The organism is Streptomyces sp. NPDC041129 (assembly GCF_055592265.1).
On the sequence record NZ_JBVIYV010000004.1, the window covers coordinates 435,871 to 461,854 of the forward strand.

Annotated in this window: 28 protein-coding genes; 18 read left to right on the plus strand and 10 right to left on the minus strand. The window is 72.6% G+C overall.

Annotated features, from left to right (window positions below):
* Positions 1 to 65: 65 nt before the first annotated feature.
* The 3 genes from ACZ6B1_RS17660 to ACZ6B1_RS17670 are packed head-to-tail and all read right to left on the minus strand — an operon-like array spanning position 66 to position 2,514.
* Entirely contained in the window at positions 66 to 890 is an 825-nt protein-coding gene (locus ACZ6B1_RS17660) for a hypothetical protein (protein ID WP_468779290.1), read from the minus strand.
* Positions 887 to 1,711, minus strand: coding sequence for a hypothetical protein (locus ACZ6B1_RS17665; protein ID WP_468779292.1), 825 nt, complete (start codon positions 1,709 to 1,711; stop codon positions 887 to 889). Before ACZ6B1_RS17665 ends, ACZ6B1_RS17660 begins: the two co-directional genes overlap by 4 nt.
* A complete protein-coding gene (locus ACZ6B1_RS17670) occupies positions 1,708 to 2,514 on the minus strand; it encodes a hypothetical protein (RefSeq protein ID WP_468779294.1) in 807 nt (268 codons plus the stop codon). The genes ACZ6B1_RS17665 and ACZ6B1_RS17670 overlap by 4 nt, the downstream gene beginning before the upstream one ends.
* A gap of 103 nt (positions 2,515 to 2,617) precedes the next feature.
* Here ACZ6B1_RS17670 and ACZ6B1_RS17675 point away from each other — a divergent pair, with 103 nt between their 5' ends.
* Positions 2,618 to 2,980, plus strand: coding sequence for a DsrE family protein (locus ACZ6B1_RS17675; RefSeq protein WP_468779296.1), 363 nt, complete (start codon positions 2,618 to 2,620; stop codon positions 2,978 to 2,980).
* A gap of 19 nt (positions 2,981 to 2,999) precedes the next feature.
* Here ACZ6B1_RS17675 and ACZ6B1_RS17680 read toward each other — a convergent pair whose 3' ends face one another.
* Both ACZ6B1_RS17680 and ACZ6B1_RS17685 read right to left on the minus strand, forming a co-directional pair.
* Complete coding sequence (locus tag ACZ6B1_RS17680; protein WP_468779298.1) at positions 3,000 to 3,380, minus strand: VOC family protein; 381 nt, start codon at positions 3,378 to 3,380, stop codon at positions 3,000 to 3,002.
* Between the two features lie 12 nt (positions 3,381 to 3,392).
* On the minus strand, positions 3,393 to 3,653 hold the full coding sequence (locus tag ACZ6B1_RS17685; RefSeq protein ID WP_468779300.1) for a DUF3099 domain-containing protein: 261 nt from the start codon (positions 3,651 to 3,653) through the stop codon (positions 3,393 to 3,395).
* Positions 3,654 to 3,779: 126 nt separating this feature from the next.
* On the opposite strand from ACZ6B1_RS17685, the gene ACZ6B1_RS17690 reads away from it, so the two are divergent.
* The 4 genes from ACZ6B1_RS17690 (at position 3,780) to ACZ6B1_RS17705 (ending at position 6,106) form a co-directional block, all read left to right on the plus strand.
* A complete protein-coding gene (locus tag ACZ6B1_RS17690) occupies positions 3,780 to 4,502 on the plus strand; it encodes an LmeA family phospholipid-binding protein (RefSeq protein WP_468779302.1) in 723 nt (240 codons plus the stop codon).
* Between the two features lie 199 nt (positions 4,503 to 4,701).
* Positions 4,702 to 4,782: an Ms5788A family Cys-rich leader peptide gene (locus ACZ6B1_RS17695; protein ID WP_351055874.1), complete on the plus strand. Its 81-nt coding sequence runs from the start codon at positions 4,702 to 4,704 to the stop codon at positions 4,780 to 4,782.
* Between the two features lie 135 nt (positions 4,783 to 4,917).
* Positions 4,918 to 5,763 (plus strand): sulfurtransferase, encoded by an 846-nt coding sequence (locus tag ACZ6B1_RS17700; RefSeq protein ID WP_468779304.1) that lies wholly within the window; start codon positions 4,918 to 4,920, stop codon positions 5,761 to 5,763.
* Between the two features lie 55 nt (positions 5,764 to 5,818).
* Positions 5,819 to 6,106: a DUF1416 domain-containing protein gene (locus ACZ6B1_RS17705; RefSeq protein ID WP_042174833.1), complete on the plus strand. Its 288-nt coding sequence runs from the start codon at positions 5,819 to 5,821 to the stop codon at positions 6,104 to 6,106.
* Between the two features lie 118 nt (positions 6,107 to 6,224).
* Here ACZ6B1_RS17705 and ACZ6B1_RS17710 read toward each other — a convergent pair whose 3' ends face one another.
* Genes ACZ6B1_RS17710 through ACZ6B1_RS17720 form a run of 3 tightly spaced genes read right to left on the minus strand, consistent with a single transcriptional unit; the run spans position 6,225 to position 8,587 of the window.
* Positions 6,225 to 7,430, minus strand: a complete 1,206-nt coding sequence (locus ACZ6B1_RS17710) for a hypothetical protein (RefSeq protein ID WP_468779305.1) — start codon at positions 7,428 to 7,430, stop codon at positions 6,225 to 6,227.
* Between the two features lie 4 nt (positions 7,431 to 7,434).
* Positions 7,435 to 7,689: a MoaD/ThiS family protein gene (locus tag ACZ6B1_RS17715; protein ID WP_401134665.1), complete on the minus strand. Its 255-nt coding sequence runs from the start codon at positions 7,687 to 7,689 to the stop codon at positions 7,435 to 7,437.
* 46 nt (positions 7,690 to 7,735) lie between these two features.
* Entirely contained in the window at positions 7,736 to 8,587 is an 852-nt protein-coding gene (locus ACZ6B1_RS17720) for an alpha/beta hydrolase (protein ID WP_468779307.1), read from the minus strand.
* A gap of 171 nt (positions 8,588 to 8,758) precedes the next feature.
* On the opposite strand from ACZ6B1_RS17720, the gene ACZ6B1_RS17725 reads away from it, so the two are divergent.
* From ACZ6B1_RS17725 to ACZ6B1_RS17750, 6 genes are all read left to right on the plus strand, one after another.
* A complete protein-coding gene (locus tag ACZ6B1_RS17725) occupies positions 8,759 to 9,538 on the plus strand; it encodes a winged helix-turn-helix transcriptional regulator (RefSeq protein ID WP_468779309.1) in 780 nt (259 codons plus the stop codon).
* A 96-nt stretch (positions 9,539 to 9,634) separates the two neighbouring features.
* Positions 9,635 to 10,660 (plus strand): LacI family DNA-binding transcriptional regulator, encoded by a 1,026-nt coding sequence (locus tag ACZ6B1_RS17730; RefSeq protein WP_468779311.1) that lies wholly within the window; start codon positions 9,635 to 9,637, stop codon positions 10,658 to 10,660.
* A gap of 142 nt (positions 10,661 to 10,802) precedes the next feature.
* Complete coding sequence (locus ACZ6B1_RS17735) at positions 10,803 to 11,861, plus strand: S1C family serine protease (RefSeq protein WP_468779312.1); 1,059 nt, start codon at positions 10,803 to 10,805, stop codon at positions 11,859 to 11,861.
* Between the two features lie 31 nt (positions 11,862 to 11,892).
* Positions 11,893 to 12,159 carry a hypothetical protein gene (locus tag ACZ6B1_RS17740; protein WP_468779314.1) on the plus strand — a complete coding sequence of 89 codons (267 nt, stop codon included), beginning with the start codon at positions 11,893 to 11,895 and terminating at the stop codon, positions 12,157 to 12,159.
* 88 nt (positions 12,160 to 12,247) lie between these two features.
* Positions 12,248 to 12,982, plus strand: coding sequence for a response regulator transcription factor (locus tag ACZ6B1_RS17745; RefSeq protein ID WP_468779316.1), 735 nt, complete (start codon positions 12,248 to 12,250; stop codon positions 12,980 to 12,982).
* The gene (locus ACZ6B1_RS17750; RefSeq protein ID WP_468779319.1) at positions 12,979 to 14,460 is read left to right on the plus strand and encodes a sensor histidine kinase; all 1,482 of its coding nucleotides are present in this window, start codon (positions 12,979 to 12,981) and stop codon (positions 14,458 to 14,460) included. Before ACZ6B1_RS17745 ends, ACZ6B1_RS17750 begins: the two co-directional genes overlap by 4 nt.
* Positions 14,461 to 14,838: 378 nt before the next feature.
* Here the strand turns inward: ACZ6B1_RS17750 and ACZ6B1_RS17755 are convergent, their stop codons facing one another.
* A complete protein-coding gene (locus ACZ6B1_RS17755) occupies positions 14,839 to 16,062 on the minus strand; it encodes an LmeA family phospholipid-binding protein (RefSeq protein ID WP_468779321.1) in 1,224 nt (407 codons plus the stop codon).
* A 72-nt stretch (positions 16,063 to 16,134) separates the two neighbouring features.
* Positions 16,135 to 17,934: a bifunctional metallophosphatase/5'-nucleotidase gene (locus ACZ6B1_RS17760; protein ID WP_468779323.1), complete on the minus strand. Its 1,800-nt coding sequence runs from the start codon at positions 17,932 to 17,934 to the stop codon at positions 16,135 to 16,137.
* A gap of 243 nt (positions 17,935 to 18,177) precedes the next feature.
* Here ACZ6B1_RS17760 and mshD point away from each other — a divergent pair, with 243 nt between their 5' ends.
* The 7 genes from mshD to ACZ6B1_RS17795 all read left to right on the plus strand — a co-directional run bounded on the left by mshD (position 18,178) and on the right by ACZ6B1_RS17795 (position 25,983).
* On the plus strand, positions 18,178 to 19,104 hold the full coding sequence (gene mshD, locus ACZ6B1_RS17765; RefSeq protein ID WP_468779325.1) for a mycothiol synthase: 927 nt from the start codon (positions 18,178 to 18,180) through the stop codon (positions 19,102 to 19,104).
* Positions 19,105 to 19,219: 115 nt separating this feature from the next.
* Positions 19,220 to 19,606: a GntR family transcriptional regulator gene (locus ACZ6B1_RS17770; protein WP_351666146.1), complete on the plus strand. Its 387-nt coding sequence runs from the start codon at positions 19,220 to 19,222 to the stop codon at positions 19,604 to 19,606.
* A complete protein-coding gene (locus tag ACZ6B1_RS17775; RefSeq protein ID WP_468779327.1) occupies positions 19,603 to 20,499 on the plus strand; it encodes an ABC transporter ATP-binding protein in 897 nt (298 codons plus the stop codon). The genes ACZ6B1_RS17770 and ACZ6B1_RS17775 overlap by 4 nt, the downstream gene beginning before the upstream one ends.
* Positions 20,496 to 21,521 carry an ABC transporter permease gene (locus ACZ6B1_RS17780; protein WP_468779329.1) on the plus strand — a complete coding sequence of 342 codons (1,026 nt, stop codon included), beginning with the start codon at positions 20,496 to 20,498 and terminating at the stop codon, positions 21,519 to 21,521. The genes ACZ6B1_RS17775 and ACZ6B1_RS17780 overlap by 4 nt, the downstream gene beginning before the upstream one ends.
* Complete coding sequence (locus ACZ6B1_RS17785) at positions 21,518 to 22,375, plus strand: hypothetical protein (protein WP_468779331.1); 858 nt, start codon at positions 21,518 to 21,520, stop codon at positions 22,373 to 22,375. Before ACZ6B1_RS17780 ends, ACZ6B1_RS17785 begins: the two co-directional genes overlap by 4 nt.
* 124 nt (positions 22,376 to 22,499) lie before the next feature.
* Positions 22,500 to 24,854, plus strand: a complete 2,355-nt coding sequence (locus ACZ6B1_RS17790; RefSeq protein WP_468779333.1) for an RNA degradosome polyphosphate kinase — start codon at positions 22,500 to 22,502, stop codon at positions 24,852 to 24,854.
* Positions 24,835 to 25,983 carry a CHAD domain-containing protein gene (locus ACZ6B1_RS17795; RefSeq protein ID WP_468779335.1) on the plus strand — a complete coding sequence of 383 codons (1,149 nt, stop codon included), beginning with the start codon at positions 24,835 to 24,837 and terminating at the stop codon, positions 25,981 to 25,983. Before ACZ6B1_RS17790 ends, ACZ6B1_RS17795 begins: the two co-directional genes overlap by 20 nt.
* Position 25,984 lies beyond the last annotated feature (1 nt).

A 25,984-nucleotide genomic window follows, 5' to 3' on the forward strand; every position in this document is an offset into this window, starting at 1 on the left:
GCCCAGCTTACGCGGCCGGGTCCCGGCCCTCCTTCCGAGGTGGTTCCCCCGAGTCCTCCAGGGGGTCAGCCGAGCAGCTGGCCCTGCAGCACCACCGTCTGCTGGAAGGGGACCGCGGGGGCGGAACCCTTCCGGGACTGAAGGATCACGGCGTAGACGTCCCCCGCGGCGACGTAGGCCTCACGGACCTGTTCGGCGCCGTAGGGCCTGGTCTCGACGTACGCGGTGCGCTCGGTCCCGGACACCGCGGCCGCGTCGGGGAAGCGCTCGTCGTAGACGGCCTCGCCGACTCCACGCACCTGGCGGTCGGGGACGCTGTACGCGACGTTGTCGCTGGCGAACTCGTTCTCCACGACGTTCGCCGTGCCGAACTGCAGCAGGTAGACCCGGGTCCGGGTGCCGTCCGGCATGGTCCAGCCGCGGGCCGCGATGTGCCGCAGACCGGTGTCGACGAGCTTCTGCCGCAGCTCGTCCCGTTCCTCCTCCTGCGCGAATTCCGCGAGGAAGGTGCCGGTGGCCAGCCAGCCGTCCCGGCCGCGCAGCGCCTTGTCCTCCGTGGCGCCCCTCGGCGCGGGGAGCAGCAGGGCGCGCAGGTCGGCGTAGTGCGAGCCGGCGCGGTTCGAATCGGCGAAGGGAGAGGGGCTGCCCGACGGCAGCGGGGGCCTGGTCAGCTCCGGGTAGTCCCAGCGGCCGTCCGACTCGGTGGCGAGTCCGGGTACGTCCGTCCGCTCCATCCGGGTGATCCCGTACGCCGTGCCCGCCCCGACCGCCGCGAACGCGACGACGGCCGCGGTCCAGCGCAGCACGGCCCGCAGGACGCGGCGGTCTCTGCCGGGGGCGGGCGGTACGGGCTGCCCAGGTGTCGCGATGATCGTCTCCTGCTCGCTCATACGGCCTCCCCCGGCTCGTCTATGCGGTCGAGTTGGGTGCGCACGAGCTTCGCGACCCCGTCGGCGTCCAGCGGCCGCGCCCCGTACGCGGTGACGGTGACCACGACATCGCCGACGAACGCCGTGCAGAACATCCCGTCGAGCTCCTCGTCGCCGCCCCTGGGCGGACGTACGCACGCGGCGTTCTTCTCGTAGCCCTTGATCTTCGGTCCGGAACGCAGGGCGCTCAGGGTCTCGCGGAGGTACCGCGAGGCGTTGCGGACCGTGGCGCTGTCCCCGACCTGGGCGAGCACGATGCTCACGGTGTAGATCTCCTCGTTCCACAGGTACGCCCGGGACTGTCCGCTGTAGTAGCTGCGCATGGCCATGCCCTTGATGCGCTCACGGTCGATCTGCCTCTCCAGCAGCGTGCGCTCCGAGCGGGGCAGACCGCTCAGTGACTCCTTCCGCAGGGCGGTGGCCTGGGCACCGTCGAGCTGTGTGTCGGAGCCGAACTCCCCGATGTCGGGGCCGCGGACCCAGGTGCCGGTGCCGTAGGGGACGAGCATCCCCGCGAGCCCGTGCCGCGCGTGCTCCTCGTCCCTGCCGACCGTCGCCCTGGGGAACTTCCAGGTCGGGGCGCCCGAGTCACGGTCGGCGCCGTGCACGGTCACGACCGTCCAGCCCGCCCCGGCGAGGACGGCGCCGGCCAGCAGCACGGAACCGACGACTGCGGCGACACGACTCCGGCGGCCGGACTCGCGGGCGACGGCCGGCGCGGCCGGTGCGGCCGGTGCGGTGGCTTCGCGGGGTTCGTCGTGGTTCTCGGTGTTCTCGGTCACAGCCGCTCCATCTGCCGCTCGGCCAGGTCCGTGATCGTCTTCTTGCTGATCGGGTGGGTGCCGTAGATCCAGATCTCCATCGCGATGTCCCCGCGCCAGGCATGCGCCTCGGCGCTGTACGACGGCGCCTGGTCGTGGACGTACGCCCTGCCGTCCCCGGTACCCGGGATGGCCCGGCTCTCGGTCGCCGGCTCCTTCTCCGCCCAGTCCTCCAGGTTGTGGCTGGCGTCGGTGGCCGCCATGGAGTCCTCCTGCCGGAACTGGACCAGCCGGATCTCCACGCTGTACGAGGTGTCGGTCCTCCAGCCGGTGACAGCGGCACGGCGGAACTGGTCCGTCACGAGGGAGCTGAACTTGTCGCCGGGACGGGTGTACCCGTCGGCGTAGGCGGCCAGGTCCAGCCAGCCGTCGTGAGGCAGCCAGTCCAGGTCCCTCGTGCCGCGCGGCTTGTCCAGCAGGAGCTTGCGCAGGTCGCCGTCCGTCCTGACCTTGCGGTCCTGGGCGGCGGAGAGCGGCTCGGCCTCGCCCCCCGCCTGCTCGATCACCGGCTGCGAGAGCGGGGGCAGCTTCGTGGGCTCGCGGTCGGCCTGCACGAGGTACCCGGCGCAGACCCCGGCCACCAGGCCCAGCAGCGCACCGGCACCGGCCAGCCGGGCCGTACGGCCGCGCCGGCCGGGCCGGGGCGCGGCGGGTGCGCCGGAGATGTCCGCAGCGCCGCTGCCGTCCCGCGCGACCGGATCATTCGCTCCACCCGGAACATCCGGCGCGTCGGGTCTCTCTTCCGGCTCTTCTGGTTTTTCCAAGACGTCCCCCCACAGAACGGGAAGCGTGAATTCCGAATCCACGCCTCACAGCAGACTCATGGTCAGGTCCGGGAGTTGCGGGGGCGTTGATTACGATTCGGCCATGGCGAAGAAGCTCGTGATCAAGGTGACTGCCGGGACCGACGCCCCCGAGCGCTGCTCGCAGGCGTTCACAGTGGCGGCGGTCGCCGTCGCCAGCGGGGTCGAGGTCTCCCTGTGGCTGACCGGGGAGTCGTCCTGGTTCGCGCTGCCGGGGCGGGCCGCCGAGTTCGAACTGCCGCACGCGGCGCCGCTGCCCGACCTGATCGACTCGGTCCTCGCCGGGGGCCGCGTCACCCTGTGCACCCAGTGCGCGGCCCGGCGCGAGATCACCGAGAAGGACGTCATCGAGGGCGTACGGATCGCGGGCGCGCAGGTCTTCGTGCAGGAGGCGCTGGCCGACGGGACCCAGGCGCTCGTCTACTGAGACCGCCGCTCCGGCCGGTTCACTCCCCCTGCCGGGTCCACAGGCAGAAGGGGTGCCCCGCCGGATCCAGCAGCACCCGGACGTCGGACTGCGGCTGGTGCGCGGCGAGCGTCGCGCCTTCGGCGACCGCGCGTGCGGTCTCGTTCTCCAGGTCGTCGACCTCGATGTCGAGGTGCAGCATCATCTGCTGGTCGCCGGGGCCGCGGCCGGGCCAGACGGGCGGGACGTAGCCGGGCTCCGTCTGGAACGAGAGCGCGGTGCCACCGCCCGGGGGCCCGATGAGCACCCAGCCGGGTTCCTCGGCGCGTACGACGTACCCGAGCAGGCGCAGGTAGAAGCCGGCCAGCGGGTGCGCGTCCCGCGCGTCGAGCACCACTGTGGACAGCCGTGCGGATGACATGCGGGGCCCCTCCTACTGCCGGCGTTTCCTGCCGTCCAGCTCGTCCCACCACTCGTCCGACTTCGGGTCGCCGGACGGATCGTCCCACCAGCGGTCGTCCGGTCCCCGCCGGTTCGCGATCATCGCGGCGACCGGCGGAATGACCATGGCCACCACGCACATGCCCACGGCCGCCGGGACCGACCACAGGCGCACCACCGCCCACGCCAGGACGAAGAGACCGATGCAGGTCCCCATCATGGCGAAGTAGATGTGCCGTCGCCGGGCGAGCATGGTTCAAGCGTAGGTCGCGGCGCCCGGTCCCGCCGCTGTCACAACTGATCGACAAACTTCCGCGTGCCGCGCCCCGCACGGTTACCGTGGCGTATCCAGACCACCGCCGACCCGGGGGACCTCCACATGCGCGCCTTGCGAATACTGCTGATCCTCCTCGTGGTCCTCGGTCTGCTGTTCGTGGTCGTGGACCGGGTCGCGGTGCACTTCGCGGAGGGCGAGGTGGCCGACAGGCTGAAGACCACCGAGAACCTGGCGAGCACCCCCGACGTGTCCATCAAGGGCTTCCCGTTCCTCACGCAGGTGGCGAGCGGCGAGCTGGACGACGTCGAGGTCGACGTCAAGGACTACGAGGCGGCCACCGGCAAGGGATCGCAGACGATCCGCATCGACGACCTCAGGGCCGACATGCGGGACGTGACCTTCTCCGGCGACTACAGCTCGGCCACGGCCGCCGACGCCACGGGCACGGCGACCATCGCCTACGACGAGTTGCTCAAGGCCGCGAAGTCGGAGCCCACCCCGCTCGGCCTGGGACTCACGGCCCAGGTGGTCGGCCTCTCGGACGGGGGGAACGGCAAGATCAAGATGGCCGTGAAGGTCTCCGGGCTGGGCACGATCCACCTGCTGAGCTCGGTCACCGTCCGGAACAACAAGCTGCAGGTCAAGGCCGACGGCGTGCCCAGGTTCGGCGGCCTCGATCTCGCGGAGGGCCTGATCCGCTCGGTCACCGACTTCCAGCAGGCCGTCGACCGGCTGCCCGGCGGCATCGAGCTGGACAAGGTGCAGGCCGCGGAGAACGGCGTGGAGATCAGCGTGAAGGGTTCGGACGTCAAGCTGGCGGGGTAGTACGACAGCCTGCGCAGACGGCGGTGTCCGACAGCCGAGACACGTGTGTCCGTACCGCAGATGCGAAAGCGTGGACGAGCGCCCGGGAGCCGTACGACGACGGTCCGGGCGCTCTTCCGTTCCCATCATGCGGACGATCGCGTCTCATAATGCGACACGCCGGTGACACGTCCGCCCAGACATCCCTACGATCGTTCCCATGAGGCGACAGGCGGATCTCACGAAGCGGCGGGCAGTGGACCTGTGCCGCGTTGCCGCCATGCTCTGTCGCCCTTTCTGAAGCGGTAGCGCCACCCTCGGCCCTCCGCGTTCCCCACCGCCCTGTGTCGAAGGGCACCCGTGCGCCGCTCGCAGCCGAGCGCCCGTACCCACGCACTCGCACGCCCCGCCGTAACTGCCCCGGAGGAGAAAGAGCATGAGCCGCAGCGACGTCCTCGTAGACGCTGACTGGGTCCAGGAGCACCTGGACGACCCGAACGTCGCCATCGTCGAGGTGGACGAGGACACGTCCGCCTACGAGAAGAACCACATCAAGAACGCGATCCGCATCGACTGGACCAAGGACCTGCAGGACCCGGTCCGTCGTGACTTCATCGACCAGGAGGGCTTCGAGAAGCTCCTGTCGAAGAAGGGCATCGCCAACGACACGCTGGTGATCCTCTACGGCGGCAACAACAACTGGTTCGCGTCCTACGCCTACTGGTACTTCAAGCTGTACGGCCACGAGAACGTCAAGCTCCTCGACGGCGGCCGCAAGAAGTGGGAGCTGGACGCCCGCGAGCTGGTGGCCGGCGACGACGTGCCCGAGCGCGCCGCCACCGAGTACAAGGCCAAGCCGCAGGACGCCTCGATCCGCGCCTTCCGTGACGACGTCGTGGCCGCGATCGGCTCGCAGAACCTGGTCGACGTCCGCTCTCCCGACGAGTTCTCCGGCAAGCTGCTCGCCCCGGCCCACCTGCCGCAGGAGCAGTCCCAGCGCCCGGGCCACGTCCCGACCGCCGCGAACATCCCGTGGTCGAAGAACGCCAACGACGACGGCACCTTCAAGTCGGACGACGAGCTGCGCGAGCTCTACGCCCAGGAGGACGTGGACCTCGCCAAGGACACCATCGCCTACTGCCGCATCGGTGAGCGCTCGGCCCTGACCTGGTTCGTGCTGCACGAGCTGCTCGGTGTGCAGAACGTCAAGAACTACGACGGCTCCTGGACCGAGTACGGCTCCCTGGTCGGCGTGCCGATCGAGCTCGGCTCCGGCAAGTAACCGCAACCAACCCTTCCCGACCGACCTTCTGGTCAGACCCCTTACGGAGAGACACATGTGTGGAGCGAAGGCCGGCGGCCCGGACGCCTCGACGATCAAGCCCGGTGAGACCACGATCCAGGGTCACGTGACCCGCGACGGCGAGCCGGTGACGGGTTACGTCCGGCTGCTGGACTCGACCGGCGAGTTCACCGCGGAGGTGCCCACCTCCGCCACGGGCCAGTTCCGCTTCTACGCGGCGGAGGGCACCTGGACCGTGCGCGCGCTGGTGCCCGGTGGCACGGCGGACCGCACGGTCGTCGCCCAGCAGGGCGGGCTGGCCGAGGTCGCCATCGCGGTCTGAGCGGGCCCGACGGGCTCGGTGACGGCGAAGGGCCGCATCCCTGGGTTGGACGCCAGGGGGATGCGGCCCTTCGGCATGTCCGCGTGCCCGGGGCGACGCGGGAGGGAGCGGTGGCCGACTAGCCGAGCGCCCGCCCCAGCACCCACACCACCGGAGCCGCCGCCGACAGGGGCAGCGCCACGCCCGCCGTGAAGTGCACGAAGCGGGACGGGTAGTCGTAAGCGGCGACACGGTGGCCGATCAGCGCGCACACACCGGCCGCCGCGCCCAGGGCGGAGCCCTTCGCGCCGAAGCCCGTCATGCCGCCCACCGCGATGCCCGCGCCGGCCGCCGCCAGCACGGCGACCACGACCGAGGCCGGGGTCGGCAGCGGCAGGGCACGGGCCACGACGGCCACCGCGACCGCCGCCGCGCCCACCGACACCGCGTGCGGGTCGGCGCCCAGATAGCCGGTGGCCAGTACCGACAGGGCCGTCGAGGCGACCGTCGCCATCAGGCCGTACATCCGCTCGTCCGGCGAGGCGTGCGAGCGGAGCTGGAGGACGAGGGCCAGCAGGACCCAGACGCCGAGCGGGCCGAGGATCGCGGCGGGCGCGTGGTCGCGGCCCGCGGCCAGCACCGCGATGTCCGCGGTGAGCGCTCCCGCGAAGGCCAGCGCGATGCCCTGCCGGGCGGGCCACATGCCGTTCAGCCGGAACCAGCCCGCGGCCGTCACGGCCTGGAGCAGCACCAGCGGTACGACGAGGGCGTACGAGGCGACGGGCGCCGTCACGGCCAGCAGCAGGCCCAGCAGGGCGGTGAGCAGCGCCGGCTGCATGCCGGGCTCGATGATCGGCGAGCGGCCCTCGAGGCGGGCGCGCTGGGCGTCGGTGACGCGGCTGTTGCCGGCGAGGGTGGCGGGGCCGTACCCGGGGTCCGTTCCGGTTGCCGCGGCGGCCTCCGCCGCCGGTGCCGCCGCGTGCGACCGCGCGTGCGTCTCCGGCTGGGGCTGCGGCTGCGGCGCCCGGTGCTGCGGCTGGGCCTGCGGCGCGTACGGCTCGGCGGCCTGCGGGTGGTTCTGGTACACCTGCTGCTCCGGCGGCAGCGGGTACGCCTGGGCCGGCTGTACCGGTGCGTGGGTCTGCGTCTCCCACGTCTGCCCCTGCCACTGCTGGGTGAGCTGGGGGTCGTGGCCGGGCTGTGCGTACTCGTCGTAGCCGGACCACGCCTGCTGCCCCTGCTGCGCCTGCTGGTGCTCCTGCGGCTGCTGGTGCTGCTGGTACGGCTGCTGCTGGTACGGGTCGTACCCCTCGTACGGCCCGCCCTGATACGGCTGGTCGCTCATCGCCTCATCCTCCTGCGAACGGCGGGAGCACCTCGACCGTGCCGCCCTCGGCCAGCCGTACCGTCTCATGCGCGCGGGTCCCGACGGGGTCACCGTCGACGAGGAAGGAGCAGCGCCGCAGGACGCGCGTGAGTTCACCGGGGTGTCGCTCACGCACGGTGGCGAGCGCCTCGGCGAGTGTGGCCGCGTCGTACGGCTCCTCGCCGACCCCGGCCGCGGCCTTGGCGGCGGCCCAGTAGCGGACCGTGACCTTGGGCATCTGGTTCCTCTATCGACGGCGGAAAACAGGGAAGTCTGGTGTCAGGCTAGCCCGCCCGGCGGGCCGCCCATTCCGCGATCCGGCCCAGCAGGGCGTCGCCGGCCGCGTTCTCCGCGTGGCCCATGCCCGGCTCCACCCAGAGCTCGCCGTGCTCACCGGCCGCCTCGGCCAGCATCCGGGGATGGTCGAGGGGGAAGTAGCCGTCGCGGTCGCCGTGCACGATCAGCAGCGGGGTCGGCGCGATCTCCGGCACCGCCTGCACCGGGGAGAGCGGCACCGGATCCCACTGCCGGTGGTGGATACGGGTACGCAGGCCGTAGCGGCCGACCAGGCGGCCCGCGGGGCGGGTGACCAGCCAGTGCAGACGGCGCATGGGGGCCGTGCCCCGGTAGTACCAGCGGGCGGGCGCGCTCACCGCGACCACCGCGTCGACCGTGCCGGGCCGCAGGGCCGCGTGCCGGAGGACCACCGAGCCGCCCATGGAGAAGCCGACGGTCACCACGCGCGCGTGCCCGAGACCGCGCGCCCACTCCACCGCCGCGGCCAGGTCGAGCACCTCCTTGTCGCCGACCGTGGACCGGCCGCCCGAGGCACCGTGGCCGCGGAAGGAGAAGGTGACGACGGCTCCGTACCGGGCGAGCACGCCCGCCGCCCTGCGCACGTGCGGGCGGTCCACGTCCCCGGTGAAGCCGTGCGCGATCACGAACACCGGGGCACCTGAGGGTGCCGTGGCGGTCTCCGGAGACGCTTCGTATACGACCGGGCCCGGATCGTATACGGAATCGACCGCGACGCCGTCGGATGTGCGCAGGAACGTCCGGATAGGGGCCCGTCCGGCCGTCTCGTGATTCGGACGAACGGTGGAACGCGCCACATGACCTGACGGACGGTTGCTCATGTGGGCTATTCTGCTTGGCAGAGGACTCGGGCAGCGCAGCCCCCGGGTCCTTTTGTGCTTTCGGAAGCGTTGTATACGAAGCGGGAGACCGCGGGTGTACGGGGCCTTCGGGATCGCAGAGCAGTTCCGTACCGCACATGTCCTCGCAGGGACCGAGGAGGAACCAGACGTATGAGTTCTCTGCTGCTCCTGACCAACGCCCTCCAGCCGTCGACGGAGGTGCTCCCCGCGCTGGGCCTGCTGCTGCACAACGTGCGGGTGGCCCCGGCCGAAGGCCCCGCCCTCGTCGACACCCCGGGCGCCGACGTCATCCTCATCGACGGTCGCCGCGACCTGCCACAGGTGCGCAGCCTGTGCCAGCTCCTGCGCTCCACCGGTCCCGGCTGTCCCCTGCTCCTGGTCGTCACCGAGGGCGGCCTCGCCGCCGTCACCGCCGACTGGGGCATCGACGACGTGCTGCTCGACACCGCCGGCCCGGCCGAGGTCGAGGCCCGTCTCAGGCTCGCCATGGGCCGGCAGCAGATCGTCAACGACGACTCCCCCATGGAGATCCGCAACGGCGACCTCTCCGTGGACGAGGCGACCTACTCCGCCAAGCTCAAGGGCCGGGTCCTGGACCTGACCTTCAAGGAGTTCGAGCTGCTCAAGTACCTCGCGCAGCACCCCGGGCGGGTCTTCACCCGCGCCCAGCTGCTGCAGGAAGTGTGGGGCTACGACTACTTCGGCGGCACCCGCACGGTCGACGTGCACGTACGGCGGCTGCGCGCCAAGCTCGGCCCGGAGCACGAGTCGCTGATCGGCACCGTCCGCAACGTCGGCTACCGCTTCGTCACCCCCGAGAAGGGCGACCGCTCGGCCGACGAGAAGAAGGCGAAGGCCGACCGGGCGAAGGCGGACGATGCGGACACCTCGGCCGCGCTCGACGCCACCGAGATCCACGTGGACGCGTAGCGCGGGCGGGCCGGGGCCCGGGCAGGGTGCCACCGGCGCATGGCCGGGATGTGATACGCCCTGCCCAGAGCGGGTCAATCCGCGTAGACTCCGCGCGTGGCGAAGGTGACTCGTGATGACGTGGCACGGCTGGCTGGGACCTCCACCGCCGTCGTCAGTTATGTCATCAACAACGGACCCCGGCCGGTCGCCCCGGCCACGCGCGAGCGTGTCCTCGCGGCGATCAAGGAGCTGGGGTACCGGCCCGACCGGGTCGCCCAGGCCATGGCCTCGCGCCGGACGGACCTGATAGGTCTGATCATCCCGGACGCCCGCCAGCCCTTCTTCGGGGAGATGGCGCACGCGGTCGAGCAGGCCGCCTCCGAGCGCGGGAAGATGGTCCTGGTCGGCAACACCGACTACATCGCCGAGCGTGAGGTCCACTATCTGCGGGCGTTCCTCGGCATGCGGGTCTCCGGCCTCATCCTGGTCTCGCACGCCCTGAACGACCTGGCCGCCGCCGAGATCGACGCCTGGGACGCCCGGGTGGTGCTGCTGCACGAGCGCCCGGAGGCGATCGACGACGTCGCCGTCGTCACCGACGACCTGGGCGGCGCCCAGCTCGCCGTGCGGCACCTGCTGGAGCACGGCTACGAGTACGTGGCCTGTATGGGCGGCACGGCACAGACGCCTGCCGTCGGCGACCCGGTCTCCGACCACGTCGAGGGCTGGAAGCGGGCGATGGCCGAGGCGGGCATCCCCACCGAGGGCCGCCTCTACGAGGCCCCGTACAACCGCTACGACGCCTACCGGGTGGCCCTGGACGTGCTCTCCGGTCCGGACCGCCCGCCCGCCTTCTTCTGCTCCACCGACGACCAGGCGATCGGCCTGCTGCGGGCCGCGCGCGAGCTGCGCATCGACGTGCCCGGCGAGCTGGCGGTGGCCGGGTTCGACGACATCAAGGAGGCGGCGCTCGCCGACCCGCCGCTGACCACGGTCGCCTCGGACCGCTCGGCGATGGCCCGGGCGGCGGTGGACCTGGTCCTGGACGACGGACTGCGGGTGGCCGGGTCCCGGCGCGAGCGGCTGAAGACGTTCCCGTCGCGACTGGTGGTGCGCACGTCCTGCGGCTGCTCGAACTGAGGGCTCCGGCGCGTGTCTGCGGGGCGGGTGAGAGCCCGCTCCGGACGACGAGAAGCGTCCTCATATCGGGCGAACGAGGTTCTGCCGGGCTTCTCAGGGAGCACTCAGGCGGCTCTCATGGTCGCGGGACATGCTCATTGTCATGACCGAGAGCATCCGCCGCAGCGGCGAGTACGAGTACGAGGGCCCCCAGGGCGCGTACGCCCAGCAGCACGTCTACTCCGCTCCCGTGAACCCCGAGTGGCCGCCCCCGCCGCCGTACGAGCCCGCGGCGGCCACGGTCACGGCTCCGGGCACCGAGCCGGCCGCCGGACCGGCCAGGCAGCGCACCCGGGGGCCGATAGCACTGCTCGCCGCCGTGGCGATCGTCGCGGCCGCGGTCGGCGGCGGCACCGCCTTCGCCTTCCAGGAGCTGACCGGCAAGGACACGGTCGCTTCGGCCGGCACCTCGACCACCGTGGTCCCTTCGAGCAAGAGGGGCGACGTCGCCACGATCGCCTCGGCCGTGAGCCCGAGCGTCGTCGAGATCCAGGCGACCCTCAGCAACGGCTCGTCCACCGGCTCCGGTGTGATCATCACGTCCGGCGGCGAGATCGTCACCAACAACCACGTCGTCTCCGGCGCCTCCTCGATCAAGGTGCGCACCAGCGACGGCAAGAGCTACACCGCCGACGTCGTCGGCACCGACAGCTCCAAGGACCTCGCCCTGATCAAGGTGCGGGGGGCCTCCGGGCTGACGGCCGCGGCGCTGGGCGACTCCTCCGGCGTCGAGGTCGGCGACTCGGTCGTCGCGATCGGCTCCCCCGAGGGCCTGACCGGCACCGTCACCTCCGGCATCGTCTCCGCGCTCGACCGGGACGTGACCGTCTCCACCGACGAGAGCCAGGGTCAGGGCCAGGGCCAGGGCGACGACGGCCAGTGGCCGTTCCAGTTCGGCGGCCGCCAATTCAACGGTGACACCGGCTCGTCCACGACGACCTACAAGGCGATCCAGACCGACGCCTCGCTGAACCCCGGCAACTCCGGCGGCGCGCTGATCGACGCGAGCGGCCGTGTCATCGGCATCAACTCCGCGATGTACGCGTCGAGTTCGCAGGCGTCCTCGTCCTCGGACGCGGGCAGCGTCGGGCTCGGCTTCGCGATCCCCGTCAACACCGTCAAGTCCGACCTCGCCAAGCTGAGGGCCGGCTCGACCAGCTGAACGACCCACCCGGCACAGTAGGGAGCACGTCATGATCACTCAGGTCTCGCACAGTGACGTCACGGGCACCGGCCCGGCCGCCCTCACCCTCCCCCTGGCAGTGGCGTACGAGCTGCACGCCCCCGCCCCCGCCCCCGCCCCCGGTCCCCGCGTCCCGGAGGTCGCCGTCCCGGCCCCGGAGCTGATGGGCCTGCGCACCTCCGCCGACCGTCCGCACCGCCGCAAGGTGCCGCTGCGCCGGCTGAGCGCGGTGCACCAGCTCGGCGCGGCCCGCGGACTGAGCATGCTGGGCTCCTGAGCCCGGCGTGCGTGCCCCACGGCCCCCCGGCGTGCGAGGCTGAGAGGCACCCCGTCCACCCGCCCCCCACCCCGAGGAACCGCGAGCGATGAGCCCCGCCGAAGGCGACCGTGACCCCCAGCGCATCCTGATCGTCGACGACGAGCCCGCCGTGCGCGAGGCACTGCAGCGCAGCCTCGCCTTCGAGGGATACGGCACCGAGGTCGCGGTCGACGGCGCGGACGCCCTGGAGAAGGCGGCCGCGTACCGGCCGGACCTCGTGGTGCTGGACATCCAGATGCCCCGCATGGACGGCCTGACCGCGGCCCGCCGGTTCCGGGGCACCGGGGACACCACCCCGATCCTCATGCTCACGGCCCGCGACACGGTGGGCGACCGGGTGACGGGACTGGACGCCGGGGCCGACGACTACCTGGTCAAGCCCTTCGAGCTGGACGAGCTGTTCGCCCGTATCCGCGCCCTGCTGCGGCGCAGCTCGTACGCGGCCGACGTGTCGGCCGAGGGCCAGGCGGACGAGGCGCTGACCTTCGGTGACCTGCGCATGGACCTCGCCACCCGGGAGGTCACCCGGGGCGGCCGGCCGGTGGAACTGACCCGCACGGAGTTCACGCTCCTGGAGATGTTCATGGCCCACCCGCGCCAGGTCCTCACCCGCGAGCAGATCCTGAAGGCCGTCTGGGGCTTCGACTTCGAGCCCTCCTCCAACTCTCTCGATGTCTACGTCATGTACCTGCGCCGCAAGACCGAGGCGGGCGGCGAGCCGCGGCTGGTGCACACCGTCCGGGGCGTGGGGTACGTACTGCGGCAGGGCGGCGCGGAGTGAGGCGGCTGGCACGCCGCTACCGGGCGCTGCCGATCAGGGCCCGGCTGGCGATGCTGGTCGCGGCGGCGGTGGCCTTCGCGGTGGCGGCGGTCTCGGTGACGTGCTGGTTCATCGTGGAGCGCAAGCTGTACGACCAGGTCGACGCCGATCTGCAGAAGGTCTCGGAGCCGCAGCGGCTGGTGAACATCGTCTCCACGCTGGAGTCGTGCCCGCAGACGCCCGGCGACGCCGGACTCGGCGACTTCCACGCCCACGGCAACTACTACTACATCCAGCTCGTGAAGCAGAACGGCACCGCCTGTGTGTCCTCCAACTCCGCGGGCCGTGTGAAGACCACCTCCGCCGACACCGACGTCATCGCCAAGGCGGACGACCACGACGGGCTGCTGCATGACGGCATCCTGCGCGACGGCACCGACTCCGAGGGCAACGCGGTGCGGGTGCTGACCCAGCCGCTGACCTTCAGCCCGGGGCCCGGGACACAGCCTCAGATGTACCCCAACACGGCGCTGATGGTCGCCATACCGCTGAAGAACACCGAGGACACACTGAAGGACCTCGCCCTGATCCTGCTCCTCGTCTCCGGCATCGGAGTCGTCGGGGCCGGCGCGGCGGGACTCGCGGTGGCCCGGGCGGGGCTGCGCCCGGTCGACAAGCTCACGGAGGCCGTCGAGCACGTGGCCCGGACCGAGGACCTGGGCATCCGCATCCCCGTGGACGACGACAGCGAGGACGAGGTGGCGCGGCTCTCGCGCTCCTTCAACTCGATGACCACCGCGCTGGCCGGCTCCCGCGACCTCCAGCAGCAGCTCATCGCGGACGCCGGCCACGAGCTGCGCACCCCGCTCACCTCGCTGCGCACGAACATCGAGCTGCTCACCCGCAGTGAGGAGACGGGCCGCCCGCTGCCCCCGGAGGACCGGAAAGCGCTGCTCGCCTCGGTGAAGGCGCAGATGACGGAACTGGCCGCGCTCATCGGCGACCTGCAGGAGCTGTCCCGCTCGGAGGGCCAGCGGGGCGAGCGCGTCCAGGTGGTGTCCTTCCAGGACACCGTCGAGGCGGCCCTGCGCCGGGCCCGCCTGCGCGGTCCGGAACTGACCATCACGGCGGACCTGGAGCCCTGGTACGTCCGCGCGGAGCCCTCCGCGCTGGAGCGGGCGGTGGTCAACGTCCTGGACAACGCGGTGAAGTTCAGTCCGGAGGGCGGCACCGTCGAGGTGCGGCTGGCCGAGGGCGTCCTGACGGTCCGTGACCACGGCCCCGGCATCCCGGCAGACGAACTCCCGCACGTGTTCGACCGTTTCTGGCGCTCCCCCAGTGCCCGCGCCCTGCCGGGCTCCGGCCTCGGCCTGTCGATCGTGGCCCGCACGGTCCAGCAGGCGGGCGGCGAGGTCTCCCTGACCCGGGCGGAGGGCGGCGGCACGACCGCCACGATCCGCCTGCCGGGCGCGGCCACGGCTCCGCCCGAGACCGTGTAGCCATCCGGCCGCACGGCGGGCCGGGCACGGGGCCGCGAGCGCGGGCCGTCCCCGGCCGGCCCAAGCTCAGGTCGCGGACCGGGAGATCGCAGACCGGTTAGATGACCGGACGCCCGCCTCTTCCTGACGCCGGGAGCCGCTCCGTAGGGTGAGGGCCTTGTGGAGAGGTCGGCGATGCGCCGGAGCCGGCCGCCGGACAGGGCGGAGGTGCCGGGGGCGAGGCGGGTGTCGTAGCCGTCGGGCAGCGCGGTGATGAAGTCGTGCGCCGCCGCGTCCCTGGCCGCCCGCTCGATCTCGGTGTCGAAATGGCCCTGAGAGAAATTCTCAGGGCCATTTCGGAAACCGGCAGAGCATTCACACAGGAATTACGGGACCCGTTCAGTCCCCGACCCGGAGTCCCGACCCGGTGAGCCGCACCCGGATCCCGTCCTTCTCCACCCGTACGTCCCGCAGCCGCACGTCCCCCCGCTCGGGCGAGGGGAGGTCGAAGGCCAGGGAGAGCCGGTCGGCGAGCACCGGGCGGGTGAGCCGGGACAGCGCGGCCGGCAGCCGGGGGTCGAGCCCCAGGCGGCGGAGCACCTCCGGATGGTCCAGGGCCAGGTCGATGAGGTTGAGGCGGGCCGCCCTGCGTGCGAACCGCGGGGAGCCGGTCAGCTCGGCCAGCTTGCCCTCGTCACTCAGGGCCGCGCGCACGGCGGAGTCGGGCACGCCCATCCGGCGCACGAGGGCCGGGACGGACAGCAGCGCCTTCGCCTTGCGCGTCTCACCGGCGAGCCCGGCGGCGGCCCCCGGGGTCAGGTACAGACCCTCCGAGGCGCGGCTGCCGGGTCGGTACGTCGCCAGATCGCCGATGTCCAGGCGCATCCCGCCGATCCGGGTGGCGATGCCCCGCTCGCCCGTCCGCAGGATCCGCGCCTCGGCGCGCAGCCGCAGGTCGTGCCCCGCGACCGGCAGGACGCCCCGCGCCCGGACCCGGTCCCGGCCCTGCCCGCTGAAGGTGACCTGGGAGGCGCCCAGTTCGCGGCTCAGGTCGGAGAACGACAGCAGGACGTCGCCGTCGAGCCGGGGCACGCGGGCGCCGCGTACGGCGGTCGGGCCGTCCGCGTCCAGCGTCACGTCGTGGGCGGTCGCCGTCACCTCCGCCAGCGAGACCCGGTCGGCGGCGACGTCGGGCACGGTCACCCGGACCGACTTGAGGCGTCCGTCGGCGAGTTGGGTGAGGAAGGGGAAGCCGCCGATCTCCACTTCGGGAGCGGCGGCCAGGTGCAGCCGGTCCTTGAGGGTGCCCGCCGCCCGGTGCTCGGCGTACAGCACGGCCCAGCGGTCGGCGAGGCCGAGGAAGGCGGCGGCGACGGCGAGGGCGGCGACCGCCTTCGCCGCGAACCGCAGCCGGGCCCGGCGGCCGCGTCGCCTGCGGCGGCCGCCGCGCCGGTGCTGGGGCGGGGACCAGTCCTCCTCCGGCCCGGAGACGGTGTCCCGCGCGGTGGCGTCCCGGAGGAAGTCCTCCAGCGGGGTCTCCCGCAGCGGCCCCTCGTCGAGCGTGCCCAGCTCGTCGTAGGGATTGGGACGTGAATGCGCAGCTATGTGGTGGGGGGTACGCATCGACTCATCCGATCATGCGTACCGCCCCCACCCGCAACCTCTACCGGAGGTATGCGATCCACCTCACGGCGGCTACTGCGTGATCGTGACCCGGTCCGCCTTCGGCGGCGTGATCGGGTTCGTGGCCGAGGAGTTGGCCGTCAGGTACTTCGCAAGCGCGGCCAGGTCGTCGCTGCCGACCAGGTCGTTCGTGCCCTGCCCCAGGGTGGGGAAGCCGTCGCCGCCGCCCGCCAGGAAGCTGTTGGTGGCGACGCGGTAGGTGGCCGCCGGGTCGATGGCGGCGCCGTTCAGCCGGATGGAGTCGGTGACCACGCGGTCCGCCCCGGACTTGGTCATGTCGAGCGTGTAGGTGAGTCCGGCCGACGGCTGGAGGATCTTCGGCGCCGCCGCGTTGGGCCCGCTCACCTGCTCCTTGAGCACCTGGACGAGCTGGGCGCCGGTGAAGTCCTGGAGGTTCACGGTGTTGGCGAAGGGCTGGACCGTGAAGCCCTCGGCGTAGGTGACGACTCCGTCGCCCTCGGCGCCCTTGGCGGCGTAGGTCAGGCCCGCGCGCACGCCGCCCGGGTTCATCAGGGCGAGGCTGGTCCTCGGGTCCAGTTCCTTGCCGTGGGCGAGTTGCGCGTCGGCGATGAGGTCACCCATGGGGGACTCGGCGCCGGTGTTGTTGATGTCACCGGAGATGTAGCCGATGGGCCGGTTGCCGATGGGGGCGGCCAGGGTGTTCCACTTCGAGATCAGCCCGGTCATGTCCGCCGCCTTGGGGACGTCCCGGGAGACCACGTGGTTCGCGGACTTCACGGCCGTGCGCACGATGTCGCCGGTGCGGTGGTCGTAGGTGAGCGTGGTGTCCGTGTACAGGCGGCCGAAGGAGGACGCGGAGGTGACCATCCGGGGCCGGCCCGACGGATCGGGGATCGTGCAGACGTAGGCGTTGTGGGTGTGGCCGGTGACGAGCGCGTCGACGGCCGGCGTGACGTTCTTCGCGATGTCCACGATCGGGCCGGAGATGCCGGAGCCGGCGCCCGCGGAGTCGCAGTCGTAGTTGTAGGAGCCGGAGGCCGGGAAGCCGCCCTCGTGGATCAGGGCCACGATCGACTGGACGCCCTGGCGCTGGAGCACCTTGGCGTACTTGTTGATCGTCTCGGTCTCGTCCTTGAACTTCAGGCCCTTGACGCCGTCGGCGGAGACGATGTCCGGGGTCCCCTCCAGCGTGACGCCGATGAACCCGATCTTGACGCCCTTCTTCTTCCACACCCAGTAGGGCTTGAGGAGCGGCCGGTCCGTCTTCTCGTCCAGGACGTTGGCGGTGAGGTAGGGGAAGTCGGCGCCCTCGAACTCCTTGTCGCCGTAGCAGCCGTCCGTGGGGTGGCAGCCGCCGTTCTGCAGGCGGGCCAGTTCCCTCGCGCCCTCGTCGAACTCGTGGTTGCCGACCGAGGTCACGTCCAGCTTCAGCTTGTTGAGCGCCTCGATGGTCGGCTCGTCGTGGAAGAGCCCGGACAGCAGCGGGGAGGCACCGACCATGTCGCCGCCGGCCGCGGTGATGGAGTAGGGGTGGCCCTGGCGGGCCTGGCGCAGATGGGTGGCGAGGTACTCGGCGCCGCCGGCGTCGATCGTCTTGGTCGTGCCGTCGGGCTGGAGTTCGGTGACCCGGCCGGAGGAGCCGGACGGGGGCTCCAGGTTGCCGTGCAGGTCGTTGAAGGACAGCAGCTGGACGTCCTGGTAGCGGCTGGAATGGCCGTGCCCGTGGCCGTCCTTGCCGGTGTGCGCCTGCGCGGGCAGGGCGGCGGCCAGGCCGGCGGCCGTGGCGAGAGCGGCGGTGGTGGCGAGGAGGCCGTAGGTCCTGCGTCTGGTGCGCCGGGGTGCGGCTGACATGAAACCCCCCTGTGGGTCGGCTGGGGCGCGTGGCCCCCGTTCGCCGCGCAGCCTAAGGTCAACGCGCGTAGCGCGACAGGGGGTTCGTGGTTACGTCCTGGTTTCCCTTTGCCGTCCTTCTCCCCCCGCGGTGCCGGGACTTGCGCCGCGCGCGGTACGGCGGCTTCCGCCCTCCGCGGTACCGGGACTTCTCACCTCCGCGGTACCGGGACTTCGCTCCGGCGGCCCCGTACCCTCGTACGCATGAGCAGCGACGACACCGTACGGCCGGCCCCCTCCCGTTCCCTCGAGACCCGCTCCGCGCTCGACCCGGACCAGGCCGAGGCCGTGCTCGGACTGCTCGCCGAGGCCGCCGGCGTCGACGGGCAGCAGCCGGTGTCCGAGCAGGGCCGGCTGCAGCTTCACGGCGGCTCGCGCGAGGGCGTCTCGCATCTGCTGCTGACCGCCGGGGGCGAACTGGTCGGGTACGGCCAGCTGGAGGACACCGACCCGGTGGAGGCACCGGCCGCCGAGCTGGTCGTCCACCCGGCGCACCGCGGGCACGGGCACGGCCGGGCGCTGGGCTCGGCGATGCTCGCGGCCTCGGGCAAGCGGCTGCGGGTGTGGGCGCACGGCGGGCACTCCGCCGCCCGTCATCTCGCCCAGGTGCTCGGCCTGACCCTGTTCCGTGAACTGCGCCAGATGCGGCGGTCGTTGACCGACCCGGAGCTGTCCGAACCGGTACTCCCGGAGGGTGTGAGCGTGCGGCCCTTCGTGCCCGGCAAGGACGACGCGGCCTGGCTGGCGGTCAACGCGGCCGCGTTCGCGCACCACCCCGAGCAGGGCTCGCTGACCCAGCGCGACCTGGACGACCGCAAGGCCCTGCCGTGGTTCGACCCGGCCGGGTTCTTCCTGGCGGAGCGGCGCGGGGAGCTGGTGGGCTTCCACTGGACCAAGGTGCACGCCGAGGAGGGGCTCGGCGAGGTGTACGTGCTGGGGGTCCGGCCGGGCGAGCAGGGCGGCGGGCTCGGCAAGGCCCTGACCCTGATCGGCCTGCGGCACCTGGCGGCGCAGGGGCTGCCGACGGCCATGCTGTACGTCGACGCCGACAACAAGGCGGCGGTCGCGGTGTACGAACGGCTGGGCTTCACCACGTACGAGACCGACCTGATGTACCGCACCGAGACCTGACACACCCGGGCGCGCGGAGGCGCCCGGCGCGGACCTCAGGGGTGGCCGGCTTGACGGCCACCCCTCTCTTGGACCACCCTTTCACTACTCAATTAGTGAAAGGGTGGTTCAACGCGTGGTCGAATACCGCATCGACCGGCACAGCGGGGTCGCCACCTACGTCCAGATCGTCCAGCAGACCAAACAGGCCCTCCGGCTGGGCCTGCTGCGCCCGGGCGACCGGCTGCCGACGGCCCGCGAGGTCGTCGAGGCCACCGCCATCAATCCCAACACCGTCCTCAAGGCCTACCGCGAGCTGGAGCGGGAGGGCCTGGTCGAGGCGCGGCGCGGACTCGGCACCTTCGTCCGGCGCTCACTGGGCGCCGCCCCGGCCGACTCCCCCCTGCGGGCGGAGCTGGAGCAGTGGACTGCGAGGGCCGCCGAGGCGGGCCTGGACCGGGACGACGTGGCGGCCCTTTTCACCGCCGTACTCGACAAGCACTTCCAGGGAGAACGTTCATGAGCGACACGGCTCTGGAGGCCACCGGCCTCGGCAAGCGCTTCGGGCGCAGGGGAGGCTGGGCGCTGCGCGACTGCGGCTTCCGGCTGCCCGCCGGGCGGGTGTGCGCCGTCGTCGGGCCCAACGGCGCCGGAAAGTCGACGCTGCTCGCCCTCGCCGCGGGCCTGCTCCCGCCCACCGAGGGCCGGCTGACGGTACTCGGCGGCACACCCGCCGCGGCCCGCGCCCGGGTGGGCTACGTCGCCCAGGACAAACCGCTGTATCCGCAGCTCACGGTCGCCGAGACGCTGCGCATGGGCGCCGACCTCAACCCCGAGCGCTGGGACGCGGAGACCGCCGGACGGATCGTGGCCGCCGGTCCGCTCGATCCCAGGGCCCGCATACGGTCGCTGTCCGGCGGCCAGCGCACCCGGGTCGCACTCGCCCTGGCCCTCGGCAAGCGCCCCGGACTGCTGCTCCTGGACGAGCCGATGGCCGACCTGGACCCGCTCGCCCGGCACGAGCTGATGGGCACCCTCATGGCCGAGGCCGCCCAGTACGGCACCACGATCGTGATGTCCTCGCACGTGGTCGCCGAGCTAGAGGACTCCTGCGACCACCTGCTGCTGGTGGGCGACGGCCGGGTCCGGCTGGCCGGTGAGATCGACGACCTGCTCGCCGCCCACCTGCGGGTCAGCGGCCCCGCCGAGAAGGCGGCCCTGGACGCGCACACCGTGGTCGAGGACCGGGTCACCGGCCGCCAGCGGACGGCGCTGATCCGCCCCGCCGGCCCGCTCGGCGGCGACTGGCGCGCCTCGGCGCCCACCCTGGAGGAACTGGTCCTCGCCCATCTGCGCAATCCGCAGGCCCCCGCGCTCACCACCGCACCGGCCGCGACCGAGGAGAGTGCCGCATGACCGCCGCGACCGCCCCGGCCTCCGTCCGGGCCCCCGCCGCGCGGCCCCGGACGGCCCGCTGGCTGCTGCGCCTGCACCGCCCCGCGCTCGTCGTCTGGACCGGCCTGGTGGTCCTCGGCGCCGCCCTGCTGCTGTGGCTCGCCGGACCGCTCACCGACGCGGCCGCGGAGGGCTGGCGGCAGTACAACGCCTGCGAGTGGTCCGAGAAGTGCACCTACTCCCAGGACGCGATCCTGCGCTACAAGGACGTCTACAACTACCTCACGCTGTCCCTCGCCGCGCTGCCGTTCCTCGTGGCCGCCTGGGCCGGCGCCGCCCTCACCGGCCGCGAGCTGGAGTCCGGCACCGCCCGCCTGGCCTGGATCCAGGGCATCACGCCCGTCCGCTGGCTGGTGACCAGGCTGGTCCTGCCCGCCGCCGCGGTCACCGCGGGCACGAGTCTGCTGGTGTTCCTGCACCACCGGGCCTGGTCGGCCGCCGACGGCCGTGTCGACACCGCCAAGAGCTGGTCCGACTTCTGGACCTTCCACGCCAACGGCCCCACCACCGTCGCCCTCGCCCTGGCCGCACTCGCCGTCGGCGCCCTCACCGGCCTGGCCCTGGGCCGTGCCCTGCCCGCACTCGCCGTCTCCGTCGTCCTCACCGCCGGCGTCTGGGCCCTGGCGCAGTGGCTCATGCCGCACCTGTGGCCGGCCGTAACCCGCGTGACCGGCCTCGAACACGGCTACGCCGCCCCCTACTCCGGTGTGGAGGTCGCCAAGGGCCTGGTCACCCGCGGCGGCGCGCACATCCCCGAGCCCGAGTGCTCCGCGGCCACCACGGAAGGGTGCGCGCGGGTGTTCCGTGAGCAGGGTGCCGTCGGCTGGTTCCACACCTACCACCCCGCCTCCCACTACTGGCCGCTCCAGCTCACCACCAGCGCCTTCGTGCTGGCCCTGGCCGCCCTGTCCACCCTGGCCGCGTTCCGCGTGCTCGGGCGCCTGTCCGGGTCGCAGCGGGCCGCAAAGGGGGCCGCCGCGTGAGCGCCGCCCTCCAGGGCCTGCCCCGCGCCGTGCTGCGGCTGCACCGCACCGCCCTGCTCGTGTGGGCCGCCGCCGTCGCCGCGCTGACCGGCTGGCTGGTGTGGCTGAACGAGGTCACCGCCGGCCGCGCGCGGCACGGCGAGGCGGTCTGCGCGCACACCCACGTCTGCGCGGACCTCTTCAGCCGCCTCGACTACACCGAGCCGTCCGGCTGGATCTCCACCCTCATCTGCTACAGCTTCCTCGCCGTCGCCGCGTTCGCGGGCGGTGCCCTGATCGGCCGCGAACTGGAGACCGGCACCGCGAACCTGGCCTGGACACAGGGCGTCACCCCGGTCCGCTGGCTGACCGCGAAGCTCGCCCTCCCGGCCCTGGGCGTCACGGCCGGCGGCCTGGTCCTGGTGGGGGTGTACCGCTGGGGCCGGGCGGCCAACGGGGACCTGCTGGCCACCGACGACTGGACCTCCGTCGACGTCTTCGCGGCCCTGGGCCCGCTCACCGTGGCGTACGGCCTGTGCGCCCTGGCCGTCGGCACCCTCACCGCGCTGCTGCTGCGGCGCGCCCTGGCCGCGCTCGGCACCACGTGCGCCGTGATGTGGCTGGTCCACTTCGTGGTGGACGGCTGCCGTCCCCACCTGTGGCCGGTGGTGACCCGTACCTCGCCGAAGCCGTTCGTGCTGCCCGAGAACGCCTGGCAGGGGAACACCGGACGGAACGCCGAAGGCTATTTCGCCGTCTACCACCCCGCGTCCCACTTCTGGCCGCTGCACCTGGTGGAGACGGGCGTCGTGCTGGCCCTGACCACGCTGGCCACGACGGCCGCCTACCTGGTGCTGCGCCGCCGGGCCGCCTGAGACGACACCCGGGTGCGCGTCCCTTCCACGGGGGGAGGGACGCGCACCCGGGGGCCGCTCCCCGATATCCGGGACGTCATGTCTCCGTAACCATCGATTCAGACTGGCTTGCGACGCTCGGCCAATGAAGCCCGTCGTGCCAGAGCCTTCGCCGCCCCCCGAGGGGCCCGCGCGGAACGGGGCCGTGACGCTCCCTCCCGCACGTTCCGACGCGCCTGTCTCGCGCGTGGCGCGGAAGAATGGTGTCATGAGTCAGCAAGACACCCAGGCAGAGGCCCAGCACACGCAGCCCTCCGTGGGCTCCATCGCCGCGCACCGGTCCCATGCGGTCGCCGCGACCGTTTCCGACCTGGAACCCGACCTCGACGCCGACCTCGACGCCTACGAAGAGGCGCAGAGCGACGGGGCCCCGCTGCCCCAGGGTCGTTTCCTCGACCGGGAGCGAAGCTGGCTCGCCTTCAACGAGCGCGTCCTGGAACTGGCCGAGGACCCGAACACACCTCTGCTGGAGCGCGCCAACTTCCTGGCGATCTTCGCCAGCAACCTGGACGAGTTCTTCATGGTCCGGGTGGCCGGCCTGAAGCGCCGCATCGCCACCGGTGTCGCCACCCGCTCCGCGTCCGGCCTCCAGCCGCGCGAGGTGCTGGAGATGATCTGGGCCCGCTCGCGCGAGCTGATGGCACGGCACGCCGCCTGCTACCACGAGGACGTGGCCCCCGCGCTCGCCGACGAGGGCATCCATCTGGTCCGCTGGAACGAGCTGGCCGAGAAGGAGCAGGCACGCCTCTTCACGCTGTTCCGGCACCAGATCTTCCCCGTGCTGACCCCGCTGGCCGTCGACCCCGCGCACCCGTTCCCGTACATCTCCGGCCTGTCCCTGAACCTGGCCGTCGTCGTGCGCAACCCGGTCAGCGGCCACAAGCACTTCGCGCGCGTGAAGGTGCCGCCGCTGCTGTCCCGCTTCCTGGAGGCCGCCCCGGGCCGCTACGTCCCGCTCGAGGACGTCATCGCCGCGCACCTGGAGGAGCTGTTCCCGGGCATGGAGGTGCTGGAGCACCACGCCTTCCGGCTCACCCGCAACGAGGACCTCGAGGTCGAGGAGGACGACGCCGAGAACCTGCTCCAGGCGCTGGAGAAGGAGCTCATGCGGCGCCGCTTCGGACCGCCGGTGCGCCTGGAGGTCGAGGAGTCCATCGACCGCGAGGTGCTGGACCTGCTGGTCCGCGAGCTGAAGATCTCCGAGGCCGAGGTGTATCCGCTGCCCGGCCCCCTGGACCTCACCGGCCTCTTCCGCATCCACAGCCTCGACCGTCCGGAGCTGAAGTACCCGAAGTTCGTCGCGGGCACCCACCGCGACCTGGCCGAGGTGGAGTCGGCGTCCGCGCCGGACATCTTCGCCGCCCTGCGCACCCGTGACGTGCTGCTGCACCACCCGTACGACTCCTTCTCCACCTCCGTGCAGGCCTTCCTGGAGCAGGCGGCCGCCGACCCGGACGTGCTGGCGATCAAGCAGACCCTGTACCGCACCTCCGGCGACTCCCCGATAGTCGACGCGCTCATCGACGCCGCCGAGTCCGGCAAGCAGGTCCTCGTCCTGGTCGAGATCAAGGCCCGCTTCGACGAGCACGCCAACATCAAGTGGGCGCGCAAGCTGGAGGAGGCCGGCTGCCACGTGGTGTACGGCCTGGTCGGTCTGAAGACGCACTGCAAGCTGTCCCTGGTGGTCCGTCAGGAGGGCGAGACACTCCGCCGCTACAGCCACGTCGGCACCGGCAACTACCACCCGAAGACCGCCCGGCTCTACGAGGACCTCGGCCTGCTCACCGCCGACCCGCAGGTCGGCGCGGACCTCTCCGACCTCTTCAACCGGCTGTCCGGCTACTCCCGCCGGGAGACCTACCGCCGCCTCCTCGTCGCCCCCAAGTCGCTGCGCGACGGCCTGATAGCGCGGATCGACAAGGAGGTCCAGCACCACCGGGCCGGCCGCCCCGCCTTCGTGCGCATCAAGGTCAACTCGATGGTCGACGAGGCGGTCATCGACGCGCTCTACCGCGCCTCCCAGGCCGGAGTTCCGGTGGACGTGTGGGTGCGCGGCATCTGCGCCGTCCGCCCCGGCGTCGCGGGCCTGTCGGAGAACATCCGGGTCCGCTCCATCCTCGGCCGCTTCCTCGAGCACTCCCGGGTGTTCGGCTTCGGCAACGGCGGCGAACCCGAGGTGTGGATCGGCAGCGCCGACATGATGCACCGCAACCTCGACCGCCGGATCGAGGCCCTGGTCCGGGTCACCGACCCCGGCCACCGGGCGGCCCTGAACCGGCTGCTCGACACCGGCATGTCCGACACCACGGCCTCCTGGCACCTCGGCCCCGACGGCGAGTGGACCCGGCACGCGACCGATATGGACGGACAGCCGCTGCGCAACGTCCAGGAGATGCTCATAGACGCCCGGAGGCGCCGGCGTGGCACAGCAACACCTTGACCCGACGGACCCCACGGCTCAGGCGGTGACCGGGGACGCCCTCGCGGGCTACCTCCGCGCCCGGGCCACGGAGTTCCTCCGCGCGCTGCGCACGCACCGGGAGACCGGCGGCGTCCCTGCGGGCGGCGCGGAGGAGTCCGTCGACGCCGCGCTGCTGCTGCGCCGCTCGGCCCGCCGCATCAGCGCCAGCCTGCACACTTTCCGCCCGTTGCTCGATCCGGACTGGTCGGAGGAGATGCGCCCGGAACTGGCCTGGCTGTCGGGCACCCTGAAACTGGAGCACGCCTACGAGGCCCGCCTCGAGCGGCTGCTGCTGGCCCTGAACCGGCTCTCGGGCACCGCGGCGCTGCCGGCCCGGCCGGTGGCCGCGGTGACCGTCGGCACCCTGCCCGACGCGGCCGGGGCGGCCGCGGGCGGTCGCGGCAGCGGGACGGCACCCGTCCCGCCGAACGCGGCGCCGCCCGGCACCGGCGCCCCCGCGCGGCCGGCGCCCGTCCCGGAACGCGGCAACCTGACGGTCGGCGCTGCCAAGGCGGGGGCCCTGCTGGAACGCCAGCTCACCCTGGCCCGGACCCGGGCCCACTCCACGGCGCTGCAGGCCCTCGGCTCCTCCCGTTTCCACGCGGTCGCCGACAAAGTGGCCTTACTGGCGAGCGAGGTCCCGCTCACGCCCCACGCGCCCGGCGCCGCGCTGCATCCCCTCGCCGCCGCGGCCGAGGAACGCCTCACCCAGGCCGTCGCCGCCCTCCCGCTGCTCACCGCGGGCCACCCCTACAACGCGGAGGCCCTGGTCCACGGCCTGTCCCCGGACCCGTCCCCGCACCCCCAGGACGGCCCCTGGCACCAGGTCCGCCTGCTGCTGCGCCTGCACCGCTACGCCCGCGAGGTACTGCACGGCGGCAACTCTCCCGTCGACGCCCGGCTGCTGACGGCCGGCCAGTCCCTGAACCGGCACCGGGACGCCTCGGAGGCGGCGGCAGCGGCGGCCCAGGCGGCCCGTACCCCCCGGATCGCCCCGGCGACGGCATACGCGCTGGGCGTGCTCCACGCCGACCAACGGCACGAGGTGGAGGCGGCCAGGTTCGCCTTCCAGCAGGCCTGGCAGAAGCAGACGGTCGGCGCGTCCTGAA

What these genes read in the sequence shown, in the direction of transcription:
- ACZ6B1_RS17660 (WP_468779290.1), bottom strand. Translation starts at nt 890, where the DNA reads ATGAGCGAGCAGGAGACGATCATCGCGACACCTGGGCAGCCCGTACCG.
- ACZ6B1_RS17675 (WP_468779296.1), top strand. Translation starts at nt 2,618, where the DNA reads ATGGCGAAGAAGCTCGTGATCAAGGTGACTGCCGGGACCGACGCCCCC.
- ACZ6B1_RS17680 (WP_468779298.1), bottom strand. Translation starts at nt 3,380, where the DNA reads ATGTCATCCGCACGGCTGTCCACAGTGGTGCTCGACGCGCGGGACGCG.
- ACZ6B1_RS17685 (WP_468779300.1), bottom strand. Translation starts at nt 3,653, where the DNA reads ATGCTCGCCCGGCGACGGCACATCTACTTCGCCATGATGGGGACCTGC.
- ACZ6B1_RS17690 (WP_468779302.1), top strand. Translation starts at nt 3,780, where the DNA reads ATGCGCGCCTTGCGAATACTGCTGATCCTCCTCGTGGTCCTCGGTCTG.
- ACZ6B1_RS17695 (WP_351055874.1), top strand. Translation starts at nt 4,702, where the DNA reads ATGAGGCGACAGGCGGATCTCACGAAGCGGCGGGCAGTGGACCTGTGC.
- ACZ6B1_RS17700 (WP_468779304.1), top strand. Translation starts at nt 4,918, where the DNA reads ATGAGCCGCAGCGACGTCCTCGTAGACGCTGACTGGGTCCAGGAGCAC.
- ACZ6B1_RS17705 (WP_042174833.1), top strand. Translation starts at nt 5,819, where the DNA reads ATGTGTGGAGCGAAGGCCGGCGGCCCGGACGCCTCGACGATCAAGCCC.
- ACZ6B1_RS17710 (WP_468779305.1), bottom strand. Translation starts at nt 7,430, where the DNA reads ATGAGCGACCAGCCGTATCAGGGCGGGCCGTACGAGGGGTACGACCCG.
- ACZ6B1_RS17715 (WP_401134665.1), bottom strand. Translation starts at nt 7,689, where the DNA reads ATGCCCAAGGTCACGGTCCGCTACTGGGCCGCCGCCAAGGCCGCGGCC.
- ACZ6B1_RS17720 (WP_468779307.1), bottom strand. Translation starts at nt 8,587, where the DNA reads ATGAGCAACCGTCCGTCAGGTCATGTGGCGCGTTCCACCGTTCGTCCG.
- ACZ6B1_RS17725 (WP_468779309.1), top strand. Translation starts at nt 8,759, where the DNA reads ATGAGTTCTCTGCTGCTCCTGACCAACGCCCTCCAGCCGTCGACGGAG.
- ACZ6B1_RS17735 (WP_468779312.1), top strand. Translation starts at nt 10,803, where the DNA reads ATGACCGAGAGCATCCGCCGCAGCGGCGAGTACGAGTACGAGGGCCCC.
- ACZ6B1_RS17740 (WP_468779314.1), top strand. Translation starts at nt 11,893, where the DNA reads ATGATCACTCAGGTCTCGCACAGTGACGTCACGGGCACCGGCCCGGCC.
- ACZ6B1_RS17745 (WP_468779316.1), top strand. Translation starts at nt 12,248, where the DNA reads ATGAGCCCCGCCGAAGGCGACCGTGACCCCCAGCGCATCCTGATCGTC.
- ACZ6B1_RS17755 (WP_468779321.1), bottom strand. Translation starts at nt 16,062, where the DNA reads ATGCGTACCCCCCACCACATAGCTGCGCATTCACGTCCCAATCCCTAC.
- ACZ6B1_RS17760 (WP_468779323.1), bottom strand. Translation starts at nt 17,934, where the DNA reads ATGTCAGCCGCACCCCGGCGCACCAGACGCAGGACCTACGGCCTCCTC.
- mshD (WP_468779325.1), top strand. Translation starts at nt 18,178, where the DNA reads ATGAGCAGCGACGACACCGTACGGCCGGCCCCCTCCCGTTCCCTCGAG.
- ACZ6B1_RS17775 (WP_468779327.1), top strand. Translation starts at nt 19,603, where the DNA reads ATGAGCGACACGGCTCTGGAGGCCACCGGCCTCGGCAAGCGCTTCGGG.
- ACZ6B1_RS17780 (WP_468779329.1), top strand. Translation starts at nt 20,496, where the DNA reads ATGACCGCCGCGACCGCCCCGGCCTCCGTCCGGGCCCCCGCCGCGCGG.
- ACZ6B1_RS17790 (WP_468779333.1), top strand. Translation starts at nt 22,500, where the DNA reads ATGAAGCCCGTCGTGCCAGAGCCTTCGCCGCCCCCCGAGGGGCCCGCG.